The following is a 20,183-nucleotide window of genomic DNA, read 5'->3' as shown; positions in this document are numbered from 1 at the left end:
ATACTGGGGCTGTGGATAACGACCGTGGCGGGGCCGTCAAGGCGAGCATGGAGGGATGAGGCGAGCGAGAGAAGTGCCGGCGGTGCTGAGCACGAGTGGCTTCACCACTGGTGCGGGTCGCGCGGCGGGCATGTCCAAGGAGCGGATGAGGGGGCGGGATCTCGCTCGGCCGTTCCACGGGGTGCGCTCGACGGGCCATGACGCGGGCGCTGTCTCCGCGCTCTGTCAGGCATACGCCTCGCGCATGCACCCTCGTGGCTTCTTCAGCCACACCACCGCGGCGGTCGTCTGGGGCATCCCGATTCCCCGTCGCCTGGAAAGTGCCGCCGACCTGCACGTGAGTGTGCCATCACCGCTCCGCGCGCCATCCGGCCGCGGGATCGTCGGGCACTCAGCCACCGTTCGGCAGTCGGCGGTCAGACTCAGGGATGGTGTGCGTGTCAGCGCGCCTGAACGCACGTGGTGCGAGCTCGGAGCGATGCTGTCGATGGAGGATCTCGTTGCCGCAGGAGACCACATCATCCACCATGGCCGGCGGCTCGCCAGTCACGAAGCCCTTCGGCTCTCGGCCGCGGCTTGGGCCGGTCAGCGCGGGGTCGCCAACCTGCGATCAGCGGTCGATCTTCTCGGCGAGCACTCGGAATCCCCTCCGGAGAGCCGGCTCCGGCTGATGCTCCTGCGCGCAGGGTTCGACGATCTGAGAGCCAACGCGCCGATCGTCTTGCCAGACGGCACGCGGTATCGCGCCGACTTCGCCATCCCCAGCCGAGCTCTTCTCATCGAATACCAAGGGGATCACCACCGTGACCGCCTCCAGTACCAACGCGATCTCACCCGCACTGCAGCGTTGCAGGCCGACGGATGGACTGTCCTCCAACTCGGCCACCGGGATCTGCTGTCCGAAACCGCCCTCATCGCCCGCATCCGGGCCATCATCCTGGCGCATTCTCCGATCGACATGCGGCGAAGTGGTGTTTTCGACACCTGAGAAGCCCACTTCGGCGCATCTCGGCGGGTCAGAGGAGCTTGCGCTCGAGGGCCCAGGCGGTGAGTTCGTGGCGGGAGGAGAGCTGGAGCTTGCGGAGCACGGCGGAGACGTGCGTCTCGACCGTCTTGATGGAGATGAAGAGGTCGGCGGCGACCTCCTTGTACGAGTGCCCTCGCGCGATCAAGCGCATGACCTCGCGCTCCCTGGCCGACAGGCGGTCGAGCTCGTCGTTCGTCTCGGCCTGCTCGCCGGATGCGGCGCCGAACGCGTCGAGAACGAAACCGGCGAGACGGGGCGAGAACACCGCATCCCCGCCCGCGACGGCCACGACCGCGTCGCTCACCTGGCTGCCGGAGCTGCCCTTCGTCAGATAGCCGCGCGCGCCCGCCCTGATCACGCCGACGACGTCTTCGGCCGCATCCGAGACGCTCAACGCCAGGAAGCGGGTGTCGGGGCATTCCGCGATCGTGCGACGCACGACTTCCGCGCCACCGCCCCCGGCACCGCCCGGCAGGTGCACGTCGAGCAGCACCACCCGGGGACGGGACGCGAGGATGGCCTTGACCGCCGCATCCACGTCCGACGCCTCGGCGACGACAGCGAGACGCCGGTCGAGGTCGGCGCGCAGGCCGGAACGGAAGATCGAATGGTCGTCGACGATCGCGACAGTGACCGGCGGCGCGGTGTCGTCGCCGTTTGCAGGGTCGGGAAGCAGTTCGGTCATGGCGCCTCGTTCTGGGATTCGATGCTCAGGTGGATCTCCGTGCCTGAGTCGCGGGAGGTGACAGTGGCCTGCCCGCCCGCACGTTTCATGCGGCCGACGATCGATTCGCGCACGCCGAGCCGGCCTTCGGGGAGCTTGTCGATGTCGAATCCGGCGCCGCGATCGCGCACGAACACATCCACTCCGCCCGGGCGGTTCTCGACGTACACCGAGATCTCGCCCCCGGCGTGACGCGCGGCGTTGAGCATCGCCTCGCGGGCGGCCGCAGCCAACTCCGCCGTGCCGCGTTCGACCGGCTCCCCCACCGCCACCACGTCGATGTGAACAGGATGGTCGACCTCGAGGGCCGCCGCGAAGTCGCGGAGATCCGTGGCCAGGTCTGCGGCCGGCGCCTCTCCGCCGGCGAACAGCCAGTCCCGCAGTTCGCGCTCCTGCGCCCTGGCGATGCGGGCCACCTCGCTCGACGCGCCTGCACGGTTCTGGATGAGCGCGAGCGTCTGCAGCACCGAGTCGTGCAGGTGGGCTGCGATCTCCGCCCGCTGCTCCTCCTTGATGCGGGCGGTCCGCTCGGAGATCAGTTCGCGCCACAGCCGGAAAGCCCACGGCGCGAGCAGCACGGCCGCGCCCGCGAAGGTGACGGCGATGATGCACAGCCACACCCATCCTGAGTCCACCTGGCTCGGGGTCGCGCTGAGCCCGGCAGCCATCACCAGCAGGAAGGCGCCGGATGCGATGCGCAGAGCGGCCGACGACGCCGGCCCGCGCGCGGCGTCACCGATGTCGACGAGCTGATCCCAGGTGACCGCGCACACGGCGAAGGCGATCATCAGGCCGACCAGCGCGAGAACACCCAGCGGGGACTGGCCGCCCACGACGAGGCCGATCGTGCCGATTCCGGCGAGCGCGGCGAGCGCGAGAAGCAGCCACGCGACCGGAACGGTGCGCTGCACCCCCTCGACCGGGCCGCGCCCGGCCGTGCCGCCATCGACCGCGGTCGAGTCGACGGGTGAGCGCAGCGGGGTGAGCGCCCAGAGCCAGAGGTACAGCAGCACGCCTGCGCCGCTGAGAAAGGACAGACCGACGAAGATCCAGCGCACCGCAGCGAGCGACCAGCCGAGGTGGTCGGCCAGCGCCACGCTGACACCACCGAGCACGCAGTCGCGCGGGCGGGCGAGCGGAGTGCGTTGACCCCGCGGCGCGCCGGGAACGCGGGCGTCCCGCTGGAGACGCGGCTCGCGACGGCTGCGTGCAGCGCGCGGCCCGCGCTGTCCGCGCGGCGTGCGCGGGGCGTGGGGCATCGCGGTGTCGGTCACGGTGAAATCCAAGCAGACTCGGCGGGCTCCTGATACCCCGACCCCGAAGGAATCAGGGTCGGTTCAGGGTGATACCCCATGGCAGCCGCCTTCGGGCCACGCCACGATCGAAGCATGTCACAGCACGATTCGACGCCCCCAGCCGGGGCCGGCACCCCCTCCTCCCCCTACGGCGGACCACGCACCGGGCTCTCCGGCCGCGGCACCCGCTTCTTCGATTGGATGCGCGGCCTCGGCCTCGTGCGCTCCGACGGGTGGATCGGCGGTGTCTGCGCCGGCATCGCCGATCGTCTCGGGATCGACCCGATCATCGTGCGCGGGATCGTCGTCGTCGCGGCGGTGCTCGGCGCTCCCGCCCTGCTGCTGTATGCGGCGGCCTGGGCGTTGCTGCCCGACCGCGAGAACCGCATCCACTTGCAGCGGCTTCTGGACGGCGAATTCCAGCCGGCCATCGTCGGCATCGGGGCGATGGCGTTGGTGTCATTGCTGCCGATGACCCAGGGTCTCTGGTGGGCGGGCCCGAACTTCTGGGGCGAGCCGTCGTGGGGGGATGCGGTCGGCCGCGTGATCTGGACGCTCGTCGTCATCGGCCTGGTGGTCGGGCTGGTCATCGCTGTGACCCGTGGCAACTGGGCTCGCGAGGCCCAGAGCGGCCGGCCGGGCGGTGGAGCTCGTGCGGCCGGGGGCACCGGCGCGACGGCGGCCGGCACCGGCGCGACGCCGACCGGCGCGACCGCGACGGATGCGGTGTACGTGGCGAACGCGAGCACCGTGACCGCCCCGGATGCCGCGGCCGGCGCAGCGGACACGGCGAGCACCCCGACCGAAGGCGTATCCGGCACCGGCTCCGACGCATCCAGGAGCCCTGACGATGGCACGGGCGGCAGCGCCGCCACCGACATCAGCGCGGGCGACGGCACCGGCACCGACGCGACCGACGCCACCCCCACGCTGGACACCTCCGCAGAACCGACCGAACCGCCCGCGCCGGCGGTGGGCGCGTCCACGGCGGATGTCGCCAGCTGGCAGGCCCGGCACGTCAGCTGGCAGGCCGAGCACGCGCAGTGGAAGCAGCGGCTCAACGCCGACATGCGGGCCGTGAAGCAACAGCGTTCGGCCGAGATGCGCGCGCAGTCCGCAGCGATGGCGGCGGAAGCGGCGGCTCGCCGCAGGGCGTACCGCGCGGCGAACCCGCGGGCCGGGGCCTCCTTCGGCTGGGCGGCGGTCGGGGTCGCGCTGGTCGCGGCGGCGCTGACGCAGTCGCTCTGGCAGTCGACCGCGCTGCCGGAGTTCAGCTTGACGGCGGCCTTCGCCGTCGCGACGGGCGTCTTCGGAGTGTCTGTGCTGATCGCCGGTCTCGCACGCCGCCGCAGCGGCTTTCTGATCTTCCTCGGCATCCTGCTGGCCGTCGTCACCGTCGTCTCGGGCCTCATTCCTCGCGACCGCCAGGTCGTGTTCGACGGCGCCTCTATTTCGGTCGACGGCTCGACGAGCCTCGCGCAGCCGTATGGACACACCGATCTGGACTTCGCTTCCGATCTGACGAGCACGCGCGGTACGCCGGTGGTCGACCTCCAGAAGGGCGTCGGCACGACGACGGCCTGGGTGCCGACCGACGTGACCGTGCGGGTCGAGGCTGTGCTCCACGGCGGCTCCCTGTTCGTGACGGATGACGACCAGGGCACATCGAGGGCGCACACCTGCACGCCCGACCGCGGCGGCATCTGCACCATCGAGGTGACGGTCGGCCCGAACGACGGTGCCGACACTCCCGACTCGGTGCTTCGCGTCGACCAGACCGGCGAACTGAGCGTCAACATCCAGAACCAGGGAGAAGGACAGTGAGCGACGACAACACCACCGCTGAGTACGGCGCCCCGCGAGAGGCCGCGCCAGAAACCGCGACGCAGCAAGCCGCCGCGCCGGAATCCGCGACGCAGGATGCCACGCCCGGCACCACCGCTGGCACCACCGCTCGCGTCACCCGGCCGCACATCCGCTGGGCCGGAGTGGTGTGGGGCGTGATCCTCATCGCGGTGTCGGCGTTCGTGCTCTACACGGTCGCATCGCCGTCGAACCACTTCGCGTTCTCGTACTGGCTGTCGCACCTCACGCCCGGCAGCGGGTGGACGCTCGTCGTGGTGGCAGCCGGGGTGGTCATCCTCGTTCTCGCCCTTCTTGCCGCCGTGAGGAGCGCTCAACGCAAACGACGTGCATGATGAGGGCATGACCCCGACGCCCCCAGCCGTTTCGGTGCGCGACCTCCGCAAGAGCTATGGCGCGTTCGAGGCGCTGCGGGGCGTCGATTTCGACATCGACACGGGCGAGACGTTCGCTCTGCTCGGCCCCAACGGGGCGGGCAAGAGCACGACGATCGAGATACTCGAGGGCTACCGGGAGCGCAGCGGCGGCACGGCGAGCGTGCTGGGCGTCGACCCGCACCGCGGTCGCCTGGACTGGAAGTCACGCATCGGAATCGTGCTGCAGTCGAGCGGCGAGTCGGGCAACGTCAGCGTGCGCGAGCAGCTCACGTTCTTCTCCCGCCTGTATCCGCGGCCGCGGGACGTCGACGAGGTGATCGCGGCCGTCGGGCTCGCCGACAAGGCGAAGACCCGCATCAGAAACCTGTCCGGTGGGCAGCGGCGGCGGGTGGATGTGGCGCTCGGCGTGATCGGCCGCCCCGAGCTCCTGTTTCTCGACGAGCCGACGACCGGTTTCGACCCGGAGGCGCGGCGCGAGTTCTGGGAGCTCATCCGCGGTCTCAAGCGGGAGGGGACGACCATCCTGCTCACCACCCACTATCTCGACGAGGCCGCGCAGCTGAGCGACCGGGTCGCCGTGATCGCCGCAGGACGACTGGTCGACATCGGCGCGGTGGATGCCATCGGCGGGGCGGATGCCCGGGTGCCGATCGTCCGTTGGCGCGACAGCGCGGGCGAGCCGCGCTCGGAGCGGACCGACGCTCCGGCCGCCTTGGTGGCACGGCTCAGCTCGGAGATGGGCGGGGAGCCGCGAGACCTGGAGGTCATCCGCCCGAGCCTGGAAGACATCTACCTCGACCTCGTGCACAAGGCGACCGCGAATGCGACGGATGCGTCGAGCGCCGCGTCCGGGGAGCGCGCATGAGAACGTTGCGGCTGGGCGCCGACCGCATCCGTTACGAGGTCGCCGTGTATTTCCGGCAGGGCGACACCATCTTCTTCACCTTCCTCTTTCCGGTCGTCATGCTCGGGATCTTCTCGGTGGCGTTCCAGGGTCTGGGCACGGTCGGCGGTGCACCCGACGGCACGGGCGGCATCAGCCAGGCGGCCTACTACCTGCCGGGGATGATCGCGGCGGGCATCCTGCTGAGCGGCGTGCAGAATCTCGCGGTGGACATCGCCGTGGAGAAGGGCGACGGAACACTCAAACGTTTGGGCGGTACTCCCCTGCCCGTCGTCTCCTATTTCGTCGGCAAGATGGGTCAGGTCATCGTGACCAGCGTGCTGCAGATCTTGCTGCTCCTGCTGGTAGCGCGGCTCGCGTTCGATGTCTCGCTTCCGACCGATCCCGCACTCTGGCTTCGTTTTCTCTGGGTCTATCTGCTCGGAATCGTGACGTCTGCGGTTCTCGGGATCGCTCTTTCGGCGGTTCCCCGCACCGGGAAGAGCGCCACGGCCGTCATCATCCCGATCGTGCTGGTGCTCCAATTCATCTCGGGCGTCTACCTCGCCTTCAACCTGTTGCCCGAGTGGCTGCGGAACATCGCCAGCCTCTTTCCGCTGAAGTGGATCGCTCAGGGGATGCGGAGCGTCTTCCTGCCCGCCGGTTTCGAGTCGCAGGAGCCCAGCGGAAGCTGGGATCTCGGTTGGATGGCGCTCGTGCTCGGTCTCTGGCTGGTCGCCGGCCTGGTGGCGTGCCGGCTCACGTTCCGGTGGATCCGCAAGGACGGCTGAGGCTGCGCCGAACACTCAGCTGCGCAGTGCGGCCGCGAACGGCAGCACGGCGGAGGCGCCGGCGGCGCGAAGCGTGCGGCCGGCGACGGTGATCGTCCAGCGACTGTCGACGAGGTCGTCGACGAGCAGCACCGGCTGCCCGGCCGGCACCTCCAGCGCCCCGATCCCGAATTGATCCCAGACCGATGACAGCCGGAACGCGCTGTTACCCCCCGGCTCCCCCGATGGCCCGCCACCGAGCAGTTCGAGCGACCCCAGGTAGGGCAACCGCCCCGCTTGAGCGAACCCTCGGGCGAGCGAATCGACGAACAGCGGGCGCCGCCGCGACGGCACGCTGACGACGGCGACCGGTCGCTGCTCCCAGTTCCAGTCGGCGAGAACCCGGATGCACGCCGCGAGCACGGTGGCCGGGCATTGCTGGTCAGCCGCGTCGGGTGCGAGCAGCTCGCGAAGCGGTCCTCCCCAGCCAAGGTCGGTCAGGCGGGCGAGAGCACGACCGGGCGCGAGGATCTCGTCGGCGCCGATCTTGCCTCGAACGGGCACGCCCAGCCTGTCGGCGCCGGTCGGCCAGAGCTTGCGCGGCTCGATCTCGACGCCCACGCGATCGAGGGCCGTGGCGACCGACGCAGCCGCGCCCGAGGCGACCTCGCTCGGGTACCAGGCGCCCGCGCACCGGTCGCAGCGCCCGCACGGCTCAGCCGTCGGATCGTCGAGCTCGTTCTGCAGAAAGGTCATGCGGCATTCGCTCGTCGTCTCGTAGTCGAGCATCGCGCGCTGTTCGGCGCGGCGTGCGGCCGCGATGCGCTCGTAGCGCTCCTCGTCGTACACCCACGGCTGCCCGGTCGACACCCACCCCTTCGCGACCCGCCGCACAGCTCCGTCGACGTCGAGCACCTTGAGCAGCAGTTCGAGCGTCGACGGTTTGAGGTCGACCTGGCTCTCGAGCGCCCGCGTCGACTGCGGCTCCGGCCCGAGCGCACCCAGAACGGCGTCGGCCTTGGGTTTCGACGGCATGGATGCGGTGGCGAAGTAGTCCCAGATCGCCCGGTCTTCCTGCCCCGGCAGCAGCAGCACGTCGGCCGAGTCGGTGGCGCGGCCCGCGCGGCCGACCTGCTGGTAGTACGCGACCGGCGACGATGGCGCGCCGAGGTGCACGACGAACCCGAGATCGGGCTTGTCAAAGCCCATGCCCAGCGCGCTGGTGGCGACGAGCGCCTTGACCTCGTTGCGCTTCAGCCTGCCTTCGAGGTCTTCTCGCTCGGCTGTGTCTGTCTGGCCCGTGTAGGCGAAGGTCTCGTGGCCCGCCTCGCGGAGCAACCGCGCTGTGTCCTCAGCGGCGGAGACCGTGAGCGCGTAGATGATTCCGCTGCCCTCCAGCGCCCCGAGGTTGCTGACCAGCCACGCCAGCCGGGCTCCGGCATCCGGAAGGGTCAGCACTCCGAGCCGCAGCGACTTTCTCGCGAGCGGCCCACGCAGTGTGAGCACGTCGCCGTGCCCGCCCTCCCCCATCTGCTCCGCCACATCCGCCACGACGCGCTCGTTGGCCGTGGCGGTCGTCGCCAGAACGGGCACGCCGTCGGGCATGGACGCGATCAGATCGCGCAGGCGCCGATAATCGGGCCGGAAGTCGTGTCCCCAGTCGGAGATGCAGTGCGCCTCGTCGATCACGAGCAACCCGCTGCGGCCGATGAGCGACGGAAGGTACTGGTCGCGGAAATCCGGATTGTTGAGCCGTTCGGGCGAGACGAGCAGGGCATCCACCGAGTCGTCGCGCAGCGCCTGCATAACGTCGTCCCACTCGTGCCGGTTCGACGAGTTGAGGGTGACCGCCCGTACGCCCGCGCGCTCGGCCGCCGCCACCTGGTCTCGCATCAGCGCGAGCAGCGGAGACACGAGGATGGTCGGACCGGCGCCGCGCGCCCGCAGCAGCATGGTGGCGACGAAGTAGACGGCGGACTTTCCCCAGCCTGTGCGCTGCACCACGAGCGCTCTGCGCCGCTCGTCGACGAGGGCCGAGATCGCCTCGAACTGGCCGTCGTGGAATTCTGCGTCGTCGCGGCCGACCAGGGCTCGCAGCGTGGCGAGGGCGTCGTCTCTCGTGGTGCTCATGGACCCATCGTTTCAGAGGCCTCCGTCACCGCGACCCGAGCGCCCAGGATCTGTGGAGAACTCGAAGCTCCTCGACACTGTGGAGACTCTGCAACCAAAAGGTTGCAATTGTCGATCGGTCGTGCAACTATCGAGTTGCACATCACCCACGAAAGGAAGATGATCATGAGCATGACCGATTACCAGGCATCCGTCGTCGACGAGAAGACTTTCGTCGTCACCCGCTCGATCCACATCGCGGCGCCCGTCGAGAAGGTGTGGCGCGCCATCACCGAACCGGCACAGATCTCGCGCTGGTTCGGCCGGGCCGAGTTCGATGGCAGCGGTGCCGGCGCGAACGGCACCCTCACGTGGCCCGATCGCCGGCCCGTGCCGGTGCGCATCGAAGCGATCGACGAGCCGCGCACCGTCTCGTATCGCTGGAGCAACGACGACGCCAGCGGCAGCGAGCCCTCCGAGGTCGACGACGCCACCTCGACGGTCTTCACCTTCAGCCTCGAACCGCTGGACGACGGCACGCGACTCACCGTCGTGGAGACCGGATTCGATGTCACCTCCGACCCGGCGGCGAACCTCGAGAGCCACCGCCAGGGCTGGAACGCCGAACTCGACAAGCTCGTCGCCCTGCTCGAGGGCGACGCGTGACGACGACGCTGGTTCCCGTGTTCGCCGCCCTCGGCGACGAGACGCGGTGGAGCATCCTGGCGGCACTCGGCGAGGGCGATGCTTCGGCATCCGCCCTCGCCGGGCGTCTCCCGGTCTCTCGCCAAGCCATCGCCAAGCACCTTGCGCAGCTCCAGGAGGTCGGCCTGGTCGAACCCGTGCGCGCCGGGCGCGAGGTGCGCTACCGCGTGGTCGGGGCGCAGCTGAGCGCCACCGCTCGCCGCCTCGACGCCATCGGCATCGAGTGGGAGAACCGCCTCGCCGCGATCAAGGCGATCGCCGAATCCCTCTAGCCCAGGCTCGGCGTCGCGCCCGCCCAGGCCAGCGGTCGCACGACCATGCCGCGATAGGAATATGCCTCGTCCCAGCTGTGGAAGACGAGCCAATCCTTGCCGTCGAGCGTCACGACCGACTGGCCGCCCGGCCCGAGATACCGGCCTTTGCTCGACTCGGTCGAGAGGAACGGAGAATCGGACGGCTGGTAGGGCCCGGCGAGGGCGGATGCGGTGGCCACGCCGATCGCATAGCGATCGGTCGCGTAGTCGTTCGCCGAATAGAAGAGGACGTACTCGCCACTGCGCTTCACCAGGTAGGGCGCTTCGATGAGGTCGCCCTCCCACGCCCTCCCCTGGTCGAGCAGACGCACGGCCGGCCCGGTGAGCGAGAGCCCGTCGGCGCTCAATGGGGCCAACTCGATCCAGGTGTCGAGGCCGCAGCAGTTGCCGTCGGTCTTCCACACGAGATACAGGGCACCGTCGTCGTCGCGGAACGTGCTCGCGTCGATCGCGCCTCCGGCGTCATGCGGACACACCAGCGGCTCCGCGCCCACTCCGGTGTACGGTCCCCCGGCCGTCGAGCTGGTCGCGGTGCCGATGCACTGATAGGCCGACGACGACTCCTTCGCGGTGAGGTACATCACGTAGCCGTCGTCGACTTTCACCACATCCGGCGCCCAGGTCTTGCCGGGCGACGCCCAGGCCGGGAGCGCCGTCAGGGCATCCTTGTCACTCACGGTCCACTGACGCATGTCGTGCGATGTCGCGGCGCGCACGGCGAAACCCGGTGTGTTCGTGGCGAACGCGTACGCCGTGTCGCCGTCCACGATGACCCCCGGGTCGGCGAAGTCCTGATCGATGACGAAGTCGGTGCCGGAGCCCGTCGAGGCTGACTCGCCCGACGCGGGCGCTCCCCCTGACGTGCATCCCGCGGCGAGGCCGGCCACCGCGACCGCGCCCGCGCAGGCGAGGGCGGCGCGAATCGCCCGCGACCGCATCCGCATCACCCCTTCACACCCGAGCTCGCCACGCTGTCGACGATGTGGCGCTGAGCGATCGAGAACAGGATCAGCACCGGCACCGAAGCGATGACCGCACCCGCCATGACGATCGCGAAGTGCGTCGAGTACGCGCCCTGCAACTGGGCCAGGCCCGGCTGCAGCGTGAGGTTCTCCGGGCTGAGCAGCACGTACACGGGCCAGAGGAAGTCGTTCCAGTTGGCGAGAAAGCTCAGCACAGCGAGGGTGGCGAGCGCCGGTCGGGCGAGCGGGAGGACGATCTGGAGGAAGATGCGCACGTCGCCGGCGCCGTCGATGCGAGCGGCCTCCTCGATCTCGACCGGCAGGCCGATGAAGAACTGGCGCAGGAAGAAGACACCGAACGCGCTGGCGGCGCCCGGAATGGAAATCGCCCAGATCGTGTCGAGCCAACCCAGGTTCTGCACGATCAGGTAGTTCGGGATGAGGAAGATGACCGGCGGCACCAGCAGCGTCGCCACGATCGCGCCGAACACGATCCTCTTGCCCCAGAACTCGAGCCGGGCGAGGGCGTATGCGGCCGCCGAGGCCGTGACCAGGATGATCACGGTCTGCAACACGGCGGCGCCCAGGCTGTTGAGGAACCACCGGAAGATCGGCTGCTGCCCGCTCGCCAGCGTCGTGTACGCGTCGATGGACCAGGGGTTGGGAAAAGCAGAGAACGGGTTGCGGATGGCGTCGCCGTCGGTCTTGAACGACGTGAGCACGATCCACACGAGCGGGAGCACGATGAGCAGCGCGATGATCGTCAGCACCACGTAGAGCACGATCCGGTTGCCGGTGCGGCGGCCCGATCGACGGCGCGCCGGTGTGGCCGGTCTCGGCGCCGCGGAGCCCTCGGCCGGCGAACCGGGGCGGGAGTCTTTGAGAACGGTCATCGGGGCAGCCTTTCGGAACGCTCCCGCTGCAGGCGGAAGTTGACGATGCTGATGATCGCCAGGAATACGAACAGCACGTAGCTCATCGCGGATGCTGCGGCCATGTTGTTCTGCGAAAGACCCTGATCGGAGATGTACATGATGGCGGTGCGCGTCTGGTTGGCCGGGCCGCCCTTGGTGATCAGGTAGGACTGACCGAACATGTTCGCCGAGGCGAGGATGGTGACGGTCACGACGAAGGTCATCACCTGGCGCAGCCCGGGGAGGGTGACGCTGAAGAACTGACGCATCGCCCCGGCGCCGTCGAGGGAGGCGGCCTCGTACAGGTCGGCGCTGATGCCCTTCAGCCCGGCGAGGATGATCACCGTGTTGAAGCCGAGCGTCCACCACACGGTGACGCCGACCAGCGAGATCCAGGCCCACGGCACATCCACCGTCCACGGCAGGTTGTCGGGCAGCCCGAGCATGCCGAGCACGTGGTTCACGATGCCCGACTGCGTGTCGAGCAGGTACTTCCAGATGACGCCGATGACGGCGACGCCCAGCACGTACGGCGCGAAGAACACCGCCCGGAAAACGGTGCCGCCCCGGATGGCCCGGTTGAGCAGCACGGCGATCAGCACAGGGATGACCAGCAGGAACGGCACGCTCGCCACCGTGAAGATGCCGGTGGCGCCCATCGACTGCCAGAAGTCGCCGGAGGTGGACGAACCGGGCGTGAAGAGGTCGAGGTAGTTCTTCAGCCCGACGAACTTCTGCGTGGTCCGGAACGGGCTCCAGTTGGTGAGGCTGATCCACAGGCCGAACACAGCTGGGCCCGCCACGAACACCAGGAAGAGCACGAGGAACGGCGCCAGGAAGAGGTAGGCGGTCTTCGTGCGGCGGGGCGCGGCAAGACCGCTGTTCCTGGCGGAACGGCCACGCCCGGCGCGCCGAGGCGGCGCCCCGGCACCGGGCCGGGACGCCGCCTCCACAGCGAGCTCATTCGCCATACGTGTCGGCATTCTGCTTGAGCAGCGTGTTCGCCTTGGCGACCGCGTCGTCGAGCGCTTCCTTCGGCGACTTCTTGCCGGTCAGCGCTTCGTTCACGGCGACGGTGACCGTCGCGGTGGCGTTCGTGATGCCGGGCGCCGAGGTCTCGTAGTGCGCGTACGGCAGCTCGTCGAGGAACGGCTTGAGGTTCGGGTACTTCTGCACCAGCGCCGGGTCGTCGCGCACCGAGTTGCTGGCGGGGAGCTCGCCCGTCTGAGGCCAGTCGGCCGAGTTGTCGTTCATCCACTTCACGAACGTCGCGGCGGCGGCCGTCTTGTTCTTGTCCTGGCCCTTGTTGTTCATGAACATCCAGTGCGTCGAGCTCGACCACACCGCCTTCTCGGTGCCGATCTGCGGAACCGCGGTCGCCGTCCACTGCAGCTTGTCGAACGCGGTGTTCGTGGTCTGCCAGACGCCGTTCCAGTTGAACGCGGTCTTGCCCGCGATGAGGGCGTTGATGTTTCCATCCTGAGCGACGTTCGCCGGGCTGTAGCCCTGCTTCACGAGGTCGACCATGTGAGTGAGCGCCTGCACGCCCGCATCCGAGTTGAAGGTCGCCTTGCTCACGTTCTTGTCGAAGAGGTCTCCGCCGAACTGCCAGAGCAGCGACTCGAACTCGAACGTGCCGGTGAACACGTAGCCGTCGACCCATTCGCCCTGCACACCCGCCGCCTTGAGCTTGGCGAGCGCATCCATGTACGAGGCCTTGTCGGTGGGGACGGTCTCGGGGTCGAGACTGGCCGCCTTGAGCACGTCCTTGTTCACGTAGAGACCGAGGGGCGTGACGCTCCACGGGATGCCGTACTGCGCGTCCTGGTAGGAGCCGGCCTTCATGAGGCCCTCGGGGAAGTCGTCGGCCGAGTAGCCGAGCGACTTGACGATCGATTCGCTCTTCAGCAACAGCCCCTGCGCCGCGTAGGTGGCGACGTCGTCGCCGTGCGCGACCGCCACATCCGGACCCTTGCCCGCCTTCACCGCGAGGGGCATCTTCTTCGCGAGGTCGGCCCATTCCATCGGCACGTCTTTGACGACGATGTTCTTGTGCTCCGTGTTGAACTTGTCGACGAGCCTCGGAACCAGCACGGGTGCTGCGCCGCCGGTCCAGCCGTTCCAGAAGTTGATGGTGACCTTGGGGCCGGAGTAGTCGCCGCCGGCGACCTCCCCGCCTGCGCCGCCGGAACTGCCGCACGCGCTCAGTGCGAGCCCGACCCCGACAGCAACAGCGGCCGCGAGAATGCGCCGTGCCGATCGCTTCTTCATGTGATTCTCTCCCTTGAGTGCCTCGCGCTGGCCTGGTCGGCTCGGGCGCCCCGCCAATTTACAGCGCTAGAAATACACTGTCAAGGGGATGCGCGCCCACCGGGCTGGATGCGGGGCCGCCCCAGGCTCGACCCGGCCACCGGGCCAGTAGAGTGCAACAGACGAAAGGGGCCGCCGTGGCGAACGTGCGCTTGCAAGACGTGGCCGAGCTGGCCGGCGTCTCGATGAAGACCGTCTCCAATGTCGTGCACGAGTACCCCCACGTCAGCGCCAAGATGCGTGAGCGCGTGCAGCGGGCCATCGACGAACTCGGGTACCGGCCCAACATGCTCGGCCGCCGCCTCGCCACCGGTCGCACCGGGCTGATCGCCCTGGCCTTCGCCGACGTGACGCTGCCCTACTTCGCCGAACTCGCCCGCCGCGTCGCGTCGCTGGCGGAGGAGCAGGGCTATCGGGTGATCATCGAGGAGACCGACAACACCCTCGAAGGCGAGCGCGCCGTCGTCGCGACGAGCGAGGCCGGGCACGTCGACGGGATGATCTTCCAGCCCGCCAAGATGAGCTCGGCCGAGCTGTCGCAGACGCGCACCGATCTGCCCCTCGTCATCCTCGGGGAAGGCGCCGCTCCGCTGACGATCGACCGGGTGATGATCGACAATGTCGCCGCTGCTCGCGAGGCGACCGCTCACTTGGTCTCGCTCGGCCGCACCCGCATCGCGTTCGCGGGCCACGAACTCGACCAGCTGTCTCGCACGTCGGAGCTGCGCATCGCCGGCTACCAGGCCGCGCTCGAAGAGGCCGGGCTCACCGTGGCCCCGGAGCTGCTCATCCCGAGTGCCGCGATCTCCCCGATCGACTCCGCTGTCTCCGTCGGCGCGGCCCTGGACGCCGGGCTCGACGTCGACGCCATCATGTGCCGCGACGACCTCGCCGCCATCGGCGCCCTGCGGGCGTTGCAGGAACGCGGCAGGAGAGTCCCCGACGAGGTGGCGATCACAGGGTGGGACAACACAATGATGACGTCGGTCACCTTTCCCAGCATCACGACCGTCTCCCCCGACATGACGGCACTGGCATCCCGCGCTCTCACCATGCTGCGCGAGCGCATCGACGGTCTCGACTCGATGGGCCGTCACGAGCTCGTCGGCTTCGAGCTCGTGAAGCGCGAGAGCGCCCCCGCTTCGTAACCCGGACCGGTCAGGGATGCCGGATCGCATTTCCTGTTTTACAGCGCTGCATTTCTAGGGCACGATAGTGCCCATGACGTTCAAGCCGGCCACTGCCAACGACGGAACCTATCCACGCCCGCAGGTCGTGCGCGAGCACTGGCTCGAGCTCGACGGCGAGTGGGGTTTCGCGTTCGACGACGCGCAGACCGGCCTGCGCGACGCCTGGTTCAAAGCTGGCTCCAGCAGTGGCTCCGGCGCCGACCACTTCGACCGCTCGATCGTCGTGCCGTACCCACCCGAATCGCCCGCATCGGGCATCGGTGACACGAGCTTCCACCCGGTGGTCTGGTACCGCCGGGCGATCACGGCCGAAGACATCGCCGCGGCCGGTCACGGTGGCGGCAGCCGGCTCGTCCTGCATTTCGGCGCTGTCGACTACCGCGCCGCCGTCTGGATCGACGGCGCCCTGGCCGGAGAACACGAGGGCGGCGGGTCGCCGTTCTCCTTCGACATCACCGACCTGATCGCCGACCCCGCTCTCGGAGCCACGATCGTCGTGCGCGCCGAAGACGACCCCGCCGACCTCTCACAACCGCGCGGCAAGCAGGACTGGCTGCTCGAGCCGCACGTGATCTGGTATCACCGCACCACCGGCATCTGGCAGCCCGTGTGGCTCGAAGCCGTGCCTGCCGTCGCCATCGAGACTGTCCACTGGACGCCCGACCTGGTGGACGCCAGCGTGCTCGCCCGGGTGCGGTTCGACCGGCCCACCGCATCCGGAGCGACGCTGACGATCGCACTCGACTTCGACGGGCTCGCGCTCGGCCAGGTGTCGACGCCGGTCTCCGGGCGCGAGGCGGAGGTTCGCATCCCGTTGCCGACCCAGCGCAATGGTCAGTCGTATGAGCACCTGCTGTGGTCGCCCGAGCATCCGCGACTCATCGATGCCGTCGTGACCCTCGCATCCCCGGATGCCGTGGCCGACGACGTCGTGCACTCCTACCTCGGCCTCCGCTCGGCGGCCGTCGAGCACGGGGACTTTCTGCTCAACGACCGCCCGTACTACGTTCGCTCGGTGCTCAACCAGGGCTACTGGCCCGAGACCCATCTCGCCGCCTCGACCGACATGCTGCGCGCGGAAGCCCAGCTCATCCTCGACCTCGGGTTCAACGCGACGCGCATCCACCAGAAATACGAAGACCCGCGGTTCCTGTTCTTCGCCGACAAACTCGGCCTGCTGGTGTGGGGCGAGGCGCCGGCCGCCTACGAGTTCACGTCGACGGCGGTCACCCGCACAACGACCGAATGGCTCGCGATCGTCGACCGCGACTTCTCGCATCCGTCGATCGTCACCTGGGTGCCGACGAACGAGAGCTGGGGCGTGCAACACATCGCGCACGACCAGAGGATGCGTGACTACGCGGCCGCGCTCGTGCACCTGACGAAGGCGCTCGACCCCACCCGGCCCGTGATCTCGAACGACGGCTGGGAGCATGTCGCCTCCGACATCCTCTCGGTGCACGATTACGAGGCGTCCGGCCCTGTGGTCGCAGAGCGCTACGGCAGCGCCGAAGCGGTCGACCGTCTGCTCGCGGGTCTCGGCCCCGCCGGCCGCCGGATGATCGTCACCGGCGACCGCGACCCGAACGCCCCTGTGATGCTCACCGAGTTCGGTGGTGTCTCGTTCGTGGAGCGCGCCGACGGCGTCGAGGGTGCCTGGGGGTACTCGGCCGCCGCAGACGCCGCGGACTTCGCCGAACGGGTCGGGTCGCTGCTGGCCGCGGTGATCGCGAGCCCCGTACTCTCCGGGTTCTGCTACACCCAGCTCGCCGACACCGGCCAGGAGACGAACGGGCTGGTCACGGATGCGCGCGTGCCGAAGCTGCCCGTCGAGAAGCTGCGGCGGATGGTTCGGGGCACCGCTTAGGCGTAGCCGCCGGAGTTTTCGGGCGGCGCGCCGGGAGAACATCCGTCGTGCCGGAGAAATCGGGGCGTTGGGGCGGAATCTCCGTCGCAGCGGATCGCGAGGCCGAGGCGGGCACGGGGGGCGGGGCGTTGCGGCAGACTTGTGGCCATGACCGACGCACCGGCACGCGAGGGCGAGCTCCCGCTCGAGACCGATCGGCTGCGGCTCCGGCCGTGGCGGGCGTCCGACGCCGCCATGCATCACAAGCTGTGGACGGAGCGGGACCCGCGCGTTCCTCCGCATCGCCGGATCGACGCACACGGCCACCCCACCGTGGCAGACCTCGAAGACTGGGCTGGTCGGCGCGACGACACCCCGCCGGTCGGGCTGCTCGTCGCCGAGCGAAAGGACACCGGCGAAGCGATCGGCTATTGCGGGCTGATCCCGAACGTGCACGGCCAGCACGACGAGCCCGAGATCGCTTTCGAACTCCTCCGCCGGGCCTGGGGCCAGGGCTACGCGACCGAGGCGTCGTGGGCGATCATCCGCCGGGCTGAAGCGTCGGGCTGCCGCCGGCTGTGGGCCACCGTGCGTGACTGGAACACGGCATCCCGACGCGTTCTCGCCAAACTCGGTTTCGTCGAAACAGGTCGCGTCGAGCCGGACGAGGCTCACGGAGACTCGCTGTTCGTCGCGAAGACCCTGCGACCCTCCGTGCCGCCGTCGCCCTAGGGGCCCATCGCGGAACGCGTCAGCCGAAGCTACAGCACCAGCCCCACGAGGATGGGCTCCGGGTGCAGTACCACCCCGAACTCCGCCTGGACGCGGGCCTGCACATACGACGCGAGCTGCACGATCTCGTCGGCGGTCGCCCCGCCCCGGTTCGTGATCGCCAGCGTGTGCTTGCTCGAGATCGCCGCGTGCGAACCCGGGAGGGAGAAGCCGCGGCGGATACCCGCCCGCTCGATCAGCCAGGCCGCACTGAGCTTCACCTCGTATGGCCCACCCGCCAGCGACGGGATGTCGTCGGGATGCACGCCTCCGAGGCCGAGGCCGAGCACCACATCCGGTTCGGGCGGCGACACCGGCCAGCGCGGAGCACCAGACGGCAGCGACCGGGCGAAGTTCTCCGACACGATCGGGTTGGTGAAGAACGAACCCGCGCTCACCGTGTCCTGATCGTCGCGGTCGAGCACCATGCCCTTGGATGAGCGCAGCCCCAACACCGACCGCCGCAGTTCCGCGACCGGCACACGCGAGCCGAGTGCGACGCCGAGCGAATCGGCGAGCTGAGCGTAGGCGACCGGCGCGCTGAGCGGAGCACCGAGATCGCCGGGCTCGTTGCCGTCGGCGAGCTCGATGTCGACGGTGAGCACGACACCGCGCAACCCCCGCTTCAACACCGACGTGCGGTAGCCGAGACCGAGTTCACTGCGCGGCATCCACCGCACCTCGTTGGTGCCGAAGTCGAGGAACTCCACACCGAGCAGGCTCGATTCGATCTCCTGACCATACGCGCCGATGTTCTGCACCGGGGCCGCGCCGGTGGAACCCGGGATGCCCGCGAGGGCTTCGATCCCCGACCATCCGTTGCGCACCGTGTGCGCGACCAGCGCGTCCCACGGTTCGCCGGCCTGCACCCGCAGCCGCACTCGACCGGCCGGAGCCTCGAGCCGTTCGATGCCGCGAGTGCCGACGCGGATCACCGTGCCGCCGAATCCTTCGTCGCTCGCGACCGTGTTCGAGCCTCCGCCGAGCAGCAGCCAGTCGTCGTCCTCCGCCCAGACATCGAGAGCGGTCTCGAGCAGCTCATCCCGCGTCGCCGGCTGAACGTACCGCTCGGGCCGGCCGCCGACCTGCAGGGTGGTCAGGGCGGAGAGCGGTGGGGTGGCGGAGTCGGTGGAGTCGGCGTGTTCCGGCCGGCCGGCGTTCGTGTCGTCGGTCATCGTGCGAGCGCGACCCGCACCTGCGCCTTGCCGAGCACCGTGCTGCCGTCGAACGTCACGGTGAGGTCGATGCGCGCGGCGCCCGCCTCCGCATCCAGCTGCCCCACCTTGGCCACGACGGTGACGGTCGCGCCGGTGGCCGGGTCGACGACGACCGGCCGCGTGAAGCGCACCTGGTAGTCGGTGACGAGAGCGGGGTCGCCGGCCCAGTCGACCACGGGCTGCACGGCGAGACCCATGGTGAGCATCCCGTGGGCGATCACACCCGGCAGGCCCACCGACGTGGCGATGTCGTCGCGGTAGTGGATGGGGTTGAAGTCGCCGGATGCGCCGGCGTAGCGCACGAGCGTGTCGCGGCTGAGCTCGGTGGTGCGTTCGGCGACCACGTCGCCGACTGTGAGGGTGTCGAACGCGGGCATCACTCGTCTCCTCGGACGACAAGGGTGGAGGTCGCGGTGACGACATGCTCGCCGTCAGCCCCGACGATCGTGGATTCGGCGGTCACCATCGAGTGGGCGCCGAGCGATTTCACGCTGGTCACCGCGAGTGTCGCGGTCAGTTCATCCCCTGCGACGATCGGGCGAGAGTAGGTGAAGCGCTGGTCGCCGTGCACGACCCGGCTGAAGTCGATTCCCGAGTCGGGCTCTGCCAGCAGCTGCGCGAGCGTCTGCTCCTGCACCACGATCGGGAACGTCGGCGGCGCGACGAGGTCGGCGTGTCCCGCGGCGCGCGCCGCCTCCACGTCGAAGCTGAGCGGATTGGTGGCGAGAACGGCGCGAGCGAACTCGCGCACCTTCTCCCGGCCGACGAGGTATGGGCTGGTCGGCGCGAAGGCCCGCCCCTGCAACTCTGGGTTCACTGGCACCCGACCATTCTACGGATGCGCCCCGCGCCCACTCCCTCGACCGCGAGCTCGGGGAGTCGGCGGGCAGACGCAGAGAACCCCGG

The 20,183-nt window shown here is 69.4% G+C and carries 20 protein-coding genes; 10 read left to right on the top strand and 10 right to left on the bottom strand.

The window, feature by feature from the left end:
* The first annotated feature begins 55 nt into the window (after nt 1–55).
* Nucleotides 56–988 (top strand): endonuclease domain-containing protein, encoded by a 933-nt coding sequence (locus ACFVWR_RS11775; protein ID WP_387211778.1) that lies wholly within the window; start codon nt 56–58, stop codon nt 986–988.
* A gap of 28 nt (nt 989–1,016) precedes the next feature.
* Here ACFVWR_RS11775 and ACFVWR_RS11770 read toward each other — a convergent pair whose 3' ends face one another.
* Together ACFVWR_RS11770 and ACFVWR_RS11765 are read right to left on the bottom strand one after the other, a co-directional pair.
* On the bottom strand, nt 1,017–1,712 hold the full coding sequence (locus ACFVWR_RS11770; protein WP_387211775.1) for a LuxR C-terminal-related transcriptional regulator: 696 nt from the start codon (nt 1,710–1,712) through the stop codon (nt 1,017–1,019).
* On the bottom strand, nt 1,709–3,025 hold the full coding sequence (locus tag ACFVWR_RS11765; protein ID WP_387211772.1) for a PspC domain-containing protein: 1,317 nt from the start codon (nt 3,023–3,025) through the stop codon (nt 1,709–1,711). Before ACFVWR_RS11765 ends, ACFVWR_RS11770 begins: the two co-directional genes overlap by 4 nt.
* A 114-nt stretch (nt 3,026–3,139) precedes the next feature.
* Between ACFVWR_RS11765 and ACFVWR_RS11760 the strand changes: the two genes are divergently transcribed.
* From ACFVWR_RS11760 to ACFVWR_RS11745, 4 genes are read left to right on the top strand one after another with little or no spacing between them, the layout of a single operon-like run.
* Nucleotides 3,140–4,870 carry a PspC domain-containing protein gene (locus tag ACFVWR_RS11760; protein ID WP_387211769.1) on the top strand — a complete coding sequence of 577 codons (1,731 nt, stop codon included), beginning with the start codon at nt 3,140–3,142 and terminating at the stop codon, nt 4,868–4,870.
* A complete protein-coding gene (locus ACFVWR_RS11755; RefSeq protein ID WP_387211766.1) occupies nt 4,867–5,244 on the top strand; it encodes a hypothetical protein in 378 nt (125 codons plus the stop codon). Before ACFVWR_RS11760 ends, ACFVWR_RS11755 begins: the two co-directional genes overlap by 4 nt.
* Nucleotides 5,245–5,251: 7 nt before the next feature.
* Entirely contained in the window at nt 5,252–6,151 is a 900-nt protein-coding gene (locus ACFVWR_RS11750) for an ABC transporter ATP-binding protein (protein ID WP_387211763.1), read from the top strand.
* Nucleotides 6,148–6,960 (top strand): ABC transporter permease, encoded by an 813-nt coding sequence (locus tag ACFVWR_RS11745; protein WP_387211760.1) that lies wholly within the window; start codon nt 6,148–6,150, stop codon nt 6,958–6,960. The genes ACFVWR_RS11750 and ACFVWR_RS11745 overlap by 4 nt, the downstream gene beginning before the upstream one ends.
* A 15-nt stretch (nt 6,961–6,975) precedes the next feature.
* Here the strand turns inward: ACFVWR_RS11745 and ACFVWR_RS11740 are convergent, their stop codons facing one another.
* Entirely contained in the window at nt 6,976–9,069 is a 2,094-nt protein-coding gene (locus ACFVWR_RS11740; RefSeq protein ID WP_387211757.1) for a RecQ family ATP-dependent DNA helicase, read from the bottom strand.
* A 165-nt stretch (nt 9,070–9,234) separates the two neighbouring features.
* On the opposite strand from ACFVWR_RS11740, the gene ACFVWR_RS11735 reads away from it, so the two are divergent.
* Both ACFVWR_RS11735 and ACFVWR_RS11730 read left to right on the top strand, forming a co-directional pair.
* A complete protein-coding gene (locus tag ACFVWR_RS11735) occupies nt 9,235–9,714 on the top strand; it encodes an SRPBCC domain-containing protein (protein WP_387211754.1) in 480 nt (159 codons plus the stop codon).
* A complete protein-coding gene (locus ACFVWR_RS11730) occupies nt 9,711–10,025 on the top strand; it encodes an ArsR/SmtB family transcription factor (RefSeq protein WP_387211751.1) in 315 nt (104 codons plus the stop codon). Before ACFVWR_RS11735 ends, ACFVWR_RS11730 begins: the two co-directional genes overlap by 4 nt.
* Here ACFVWR_RS11730 and ACFVWR_RS11725 read toward each other — a convergent pair.
* Genes ACFVWR_RS11725 through ACFVWR_RS11710 form a run of 4 tightly spaced genes read right to left on the bottom strand, consistent with a single transcriptional unit; the run spans nt 10,022 to nt 14,214 of the window.
* Nucleotides 10,022–11,005: a glycoside hydrolase family 43 protein gene (locus tag ACFVWR_RS11725; protein ID WP_387211748.1), complete on the bottom strand. Its 984-nt coding sequence runs from the start codon at nt 11,003–11,005 to the stop codon at nt 10,022–10,024. The two genes, ACFVWR_RS11730 and ACFVWR_RS11725, sit on opposite strands and share 4 nt — an antisense overlap.
* A gap of 5 nt (nt 11,006–11,010) precedes the next feature.
* The gene (locus ACFVWR_RS11720; RefSeq protein ID WP_387211745.1) at nt 11,011–11,922 is read right to left on the bottom strand and encodes a carbohydrate ABC transporter permease; all 912 of its coding nucleotides are present in this window, start codon (nt 11,920–11,922) and stop codon (nt 11,011–11,013) included.
* Nucleotides 11,919–12,914 carry a carbohydrate ABC transporter permease gene (locus ACFVWR_RS11715; protein ID WP_387211742.1) on the bottom strand — a complete coding sequence of 332 codons (996 nt, stop codon included), beginning with the start codon at nt 12,912–12,914 and terminating at the stop codon, nt 11,919–11,921. Before ACFVWR_RS11715 ends, ACFVWR_RS11720 begins: the two co-directional genes overlap by 4 nt.
* Entirely contained in the window at nt 12,904–14,214 is a 1,311-nt protein-coding gene (locus ACFVWR_RS11710; RefSeq protein WP_387211739.1) for an ABC transporter substrate-binding protein, read from the bottom strand. The genes ACFVWR_RS11715 and ACFVWR_RS11710 overlap by 11 nt, the downstream gene beginning before the upstream one ends.
* A gap of 176 nt (nt 14,215–14,390) precedes the next feature.
* On the opposite strand from ACFVWR_RS11710, the gene ACFVWR_RS11705 reads away from it, so the two are divergent.
* From ACFVWR_RS11705 to ACFVWR_RS11695, 3 genes are all read left to right on the top strand, one after another.
* The gene (locus ACFVWR_RS11705) at nt 14,391–15,401 is read left to right on the top strand and encodes a LacI family DNA-binding transcriptional regulator (RefSeq protein WP_387211736.1); all 1,011 of its coding nucleotides are present in this window, start codon (nt 14,391–14,393) and stop codon (nt 15,399–15,401) included.
* Nucleotides 15,402–15,474: 73 nt separating this feature from the next.
* Nucleotides 15,475–17,310 (top strand): glycoside hydrolase family 2 protein, encoded by a 1,836-nt coding sequence (locus ACFVWR_RS11700; RefSeq protein WP_387211733.1) that lies wholly within the window; start codon nt 15,475–15,477, stop codon nt 17,308–17,310.
* A 147-nt stretch (nt 17,311–17,457) separates the two neighbouring features.
* Nucleotides 17,458–18,021, top strand: a complete 564-nt coding sequence (locus ACFVWR_RS11695) for a GNAT family N-acetyltransferase (protein ID WP_387211730.1) — start codon at nt 17,458–17,460, stop codon at nt 18,019–18,021.
* Nucleotides 18,022–18,050: 29 nt separating this feature from the next.
* Here ACFVWR_RS11695 and ACFVWR_RS11690 read toward each other — a convergent pair whose 3' ends face one another.
* From ACFVWR_RS11690 to ACFVWR_RS11680, 3 genes are read right to left on the bottom strand one after another with little or no spacing between them, the layout of a single operon-like run.
* Nucleotides 18,051–19,235 (bottom strand): UDP-N-acetylmuramate dehydrogenase, encoded by a 1,185-nt coding sequence (locus ACFVWR_RS11690; RefSeq protein ID WP_387211727.1) that lies wholly within the window; start codon nt 19,233–19,235, stop codon nt 18,051–18,053.
* On the bottom strand, nt 19,232–19,654 hold the full coding sequence (locus ACFVWR_RS11685) for a MaoC family dehydratase (protein WP_387211724.1): 423 nt from the start codon (nt 19,652–19,654) through the stop codon (nt 19,232–19,234). Before ACFVWR_RS11685 ends, ACFVWR_RS11690 begins: the two co-directional genes overlap by 4 nt.
* Nucleotides 19,654–20,100: a MaoC family dehydratase N-terminal domain-containing protein gene (locus ACFVWR_RS11680; protein ID WP_387211721.1), complete on the bottom strand. Its 447-nt coding sequence runs from the start codon at nt 20,098–20,100 to the stop codon at nt 19,654–19,656. Before ACFVWR_RS11680 ends, ACFVWR_RS11685 begins: the two co-directional genes overlap by 1 nt.
* Between the last annotated feature and the right edge of the window lie 83 nt (nt 20,101–20,183).

Origin of the sequence: Leifsonia sp. NPDC058292 (genome assembly GCF_042880955.1) — a bacterium.
GTDB lineage: Bacteria > Actinomycetota > Actinomycetes > Actinomycetales > Microbacteriaceae > Leifsonia.
Note: the sequence above shows the minus strand (reverse complement) of the source record. Positions and strands in the feature narration are given on the sequence as shown.

Excerpts from the sequence above, each read along its gene's own strand:
- ACFVWR_RS11775 (WP_387211778.1), top strand. The coding sequence starts at position 56 with ATGAGGCGAGCGAGAGAAGTGCCGGCGGTGCTGAGCACGAGTGGCTTC.
- ACFVWR_RS11770 (WP_387211775.1), bottom strand. The coding sequence starts at position 1,712 with ATGACCGAACTGCTTCCCGACCCTGCAAACGGCGACGACACCGCGCCG.
- ACFVWR_RS11760 (WP_387211769.1), top strand. The coding sequence starts at position 3,140 with ATGTCACAGCACGATTCGACGCCCCCAGCCGGGGCCGGCACCCCCTCC.
- ACFVWR_RS11750 (WP_387211763.1), top strand. The coding sequence starts at position 5,252 with ATGACCCCGACGCCCCCAGCCGTTTCGGTGCGCGACCTCCGCAAGAGC.
- ACFVWR_RS11745 (WP_387211760.1), top strand. The coding sequence starts at position 6,148 with ATGAGAACGTTGCGGCTGGGCGCCGACCGCATCCGTTACGAGGTCGCC.
- ACFVWR_RS11740 (WP_387211757.1), bottom strand. The coding sequence starts at position 9,069 with ATGAGCACCACGAGAGACGACGCCCTCGCCACGCTGCGAGCCCTGGTC.
- ACFVWR_RS11735 (WP_387211754.1), top strand. The coding sequence starts at position 9,235 with ATGAGCATGACCGATTACCAGGCATCCGTCGTCGACGAGAAGACTTTC.
- ACFVWR_RS11725 (WP_387211748.1), bottom strand. The coding sequence starts at position 11,005 with ATGCGGTCGCGGGCGATTCGCGCCGCCCTCGCCTGCGCGGGCGCGGTC.
- ACFVWR_RS11720 (WP_387211745.1), bottom strand. The coding sequence starts at position 11,922 with ATGACCGTTCTCAAAGACTCCCGCCCCGGTTCGCCGGCCGAGGGCTCC.
- ACFVWR_RS11715 (WP_387211742.1), bottom strand. The coding sequence starts at position 12,914 with ATGGCGAATGAGCTCGCTGTGGAGGCGGCGTCCCGGCCCGGTGCCGGG.
- ACFVWR_RS11710 (WP_387211739.1), bottom strand. The coding sequence starts at position 14,214 with ATGAAGAAGCGATCGGCACGGCGCATTCTCGCGGCCGCTGTTGCTGTC.
- ACFVWR_RS11700 (WP_387211733.1), top strand. The coding sequence starts at position 15,475 with ATGACGTTCAAGCCGGCCACTGCCAACGACGGAACCTATCCACGCCCG.
- ACFVWR_RS11695 (WP_387211730.1), top strand. The coding sequence starts at position 17,458 with ATGACCGACGCACCGGCACGCGAGGGCGAGCTCCCGCTCGAGACCGAT.
- ACFVWR_RS11690 (WP_387211727.1), bottom strand. The coding sequence starts at position 19,235 with ATGACCGACGACACGAACGCCGGCCGGCCGGAACACGCCGACTCCACC.
- ACFVWR_RS11685 (WP_387211724.1), bottom strand. The coding sequence starts at position 19,654 with ATGCCCGCGTTCGACACCCTCACAGTCGGCGACGTGGTCGCCGAACGC.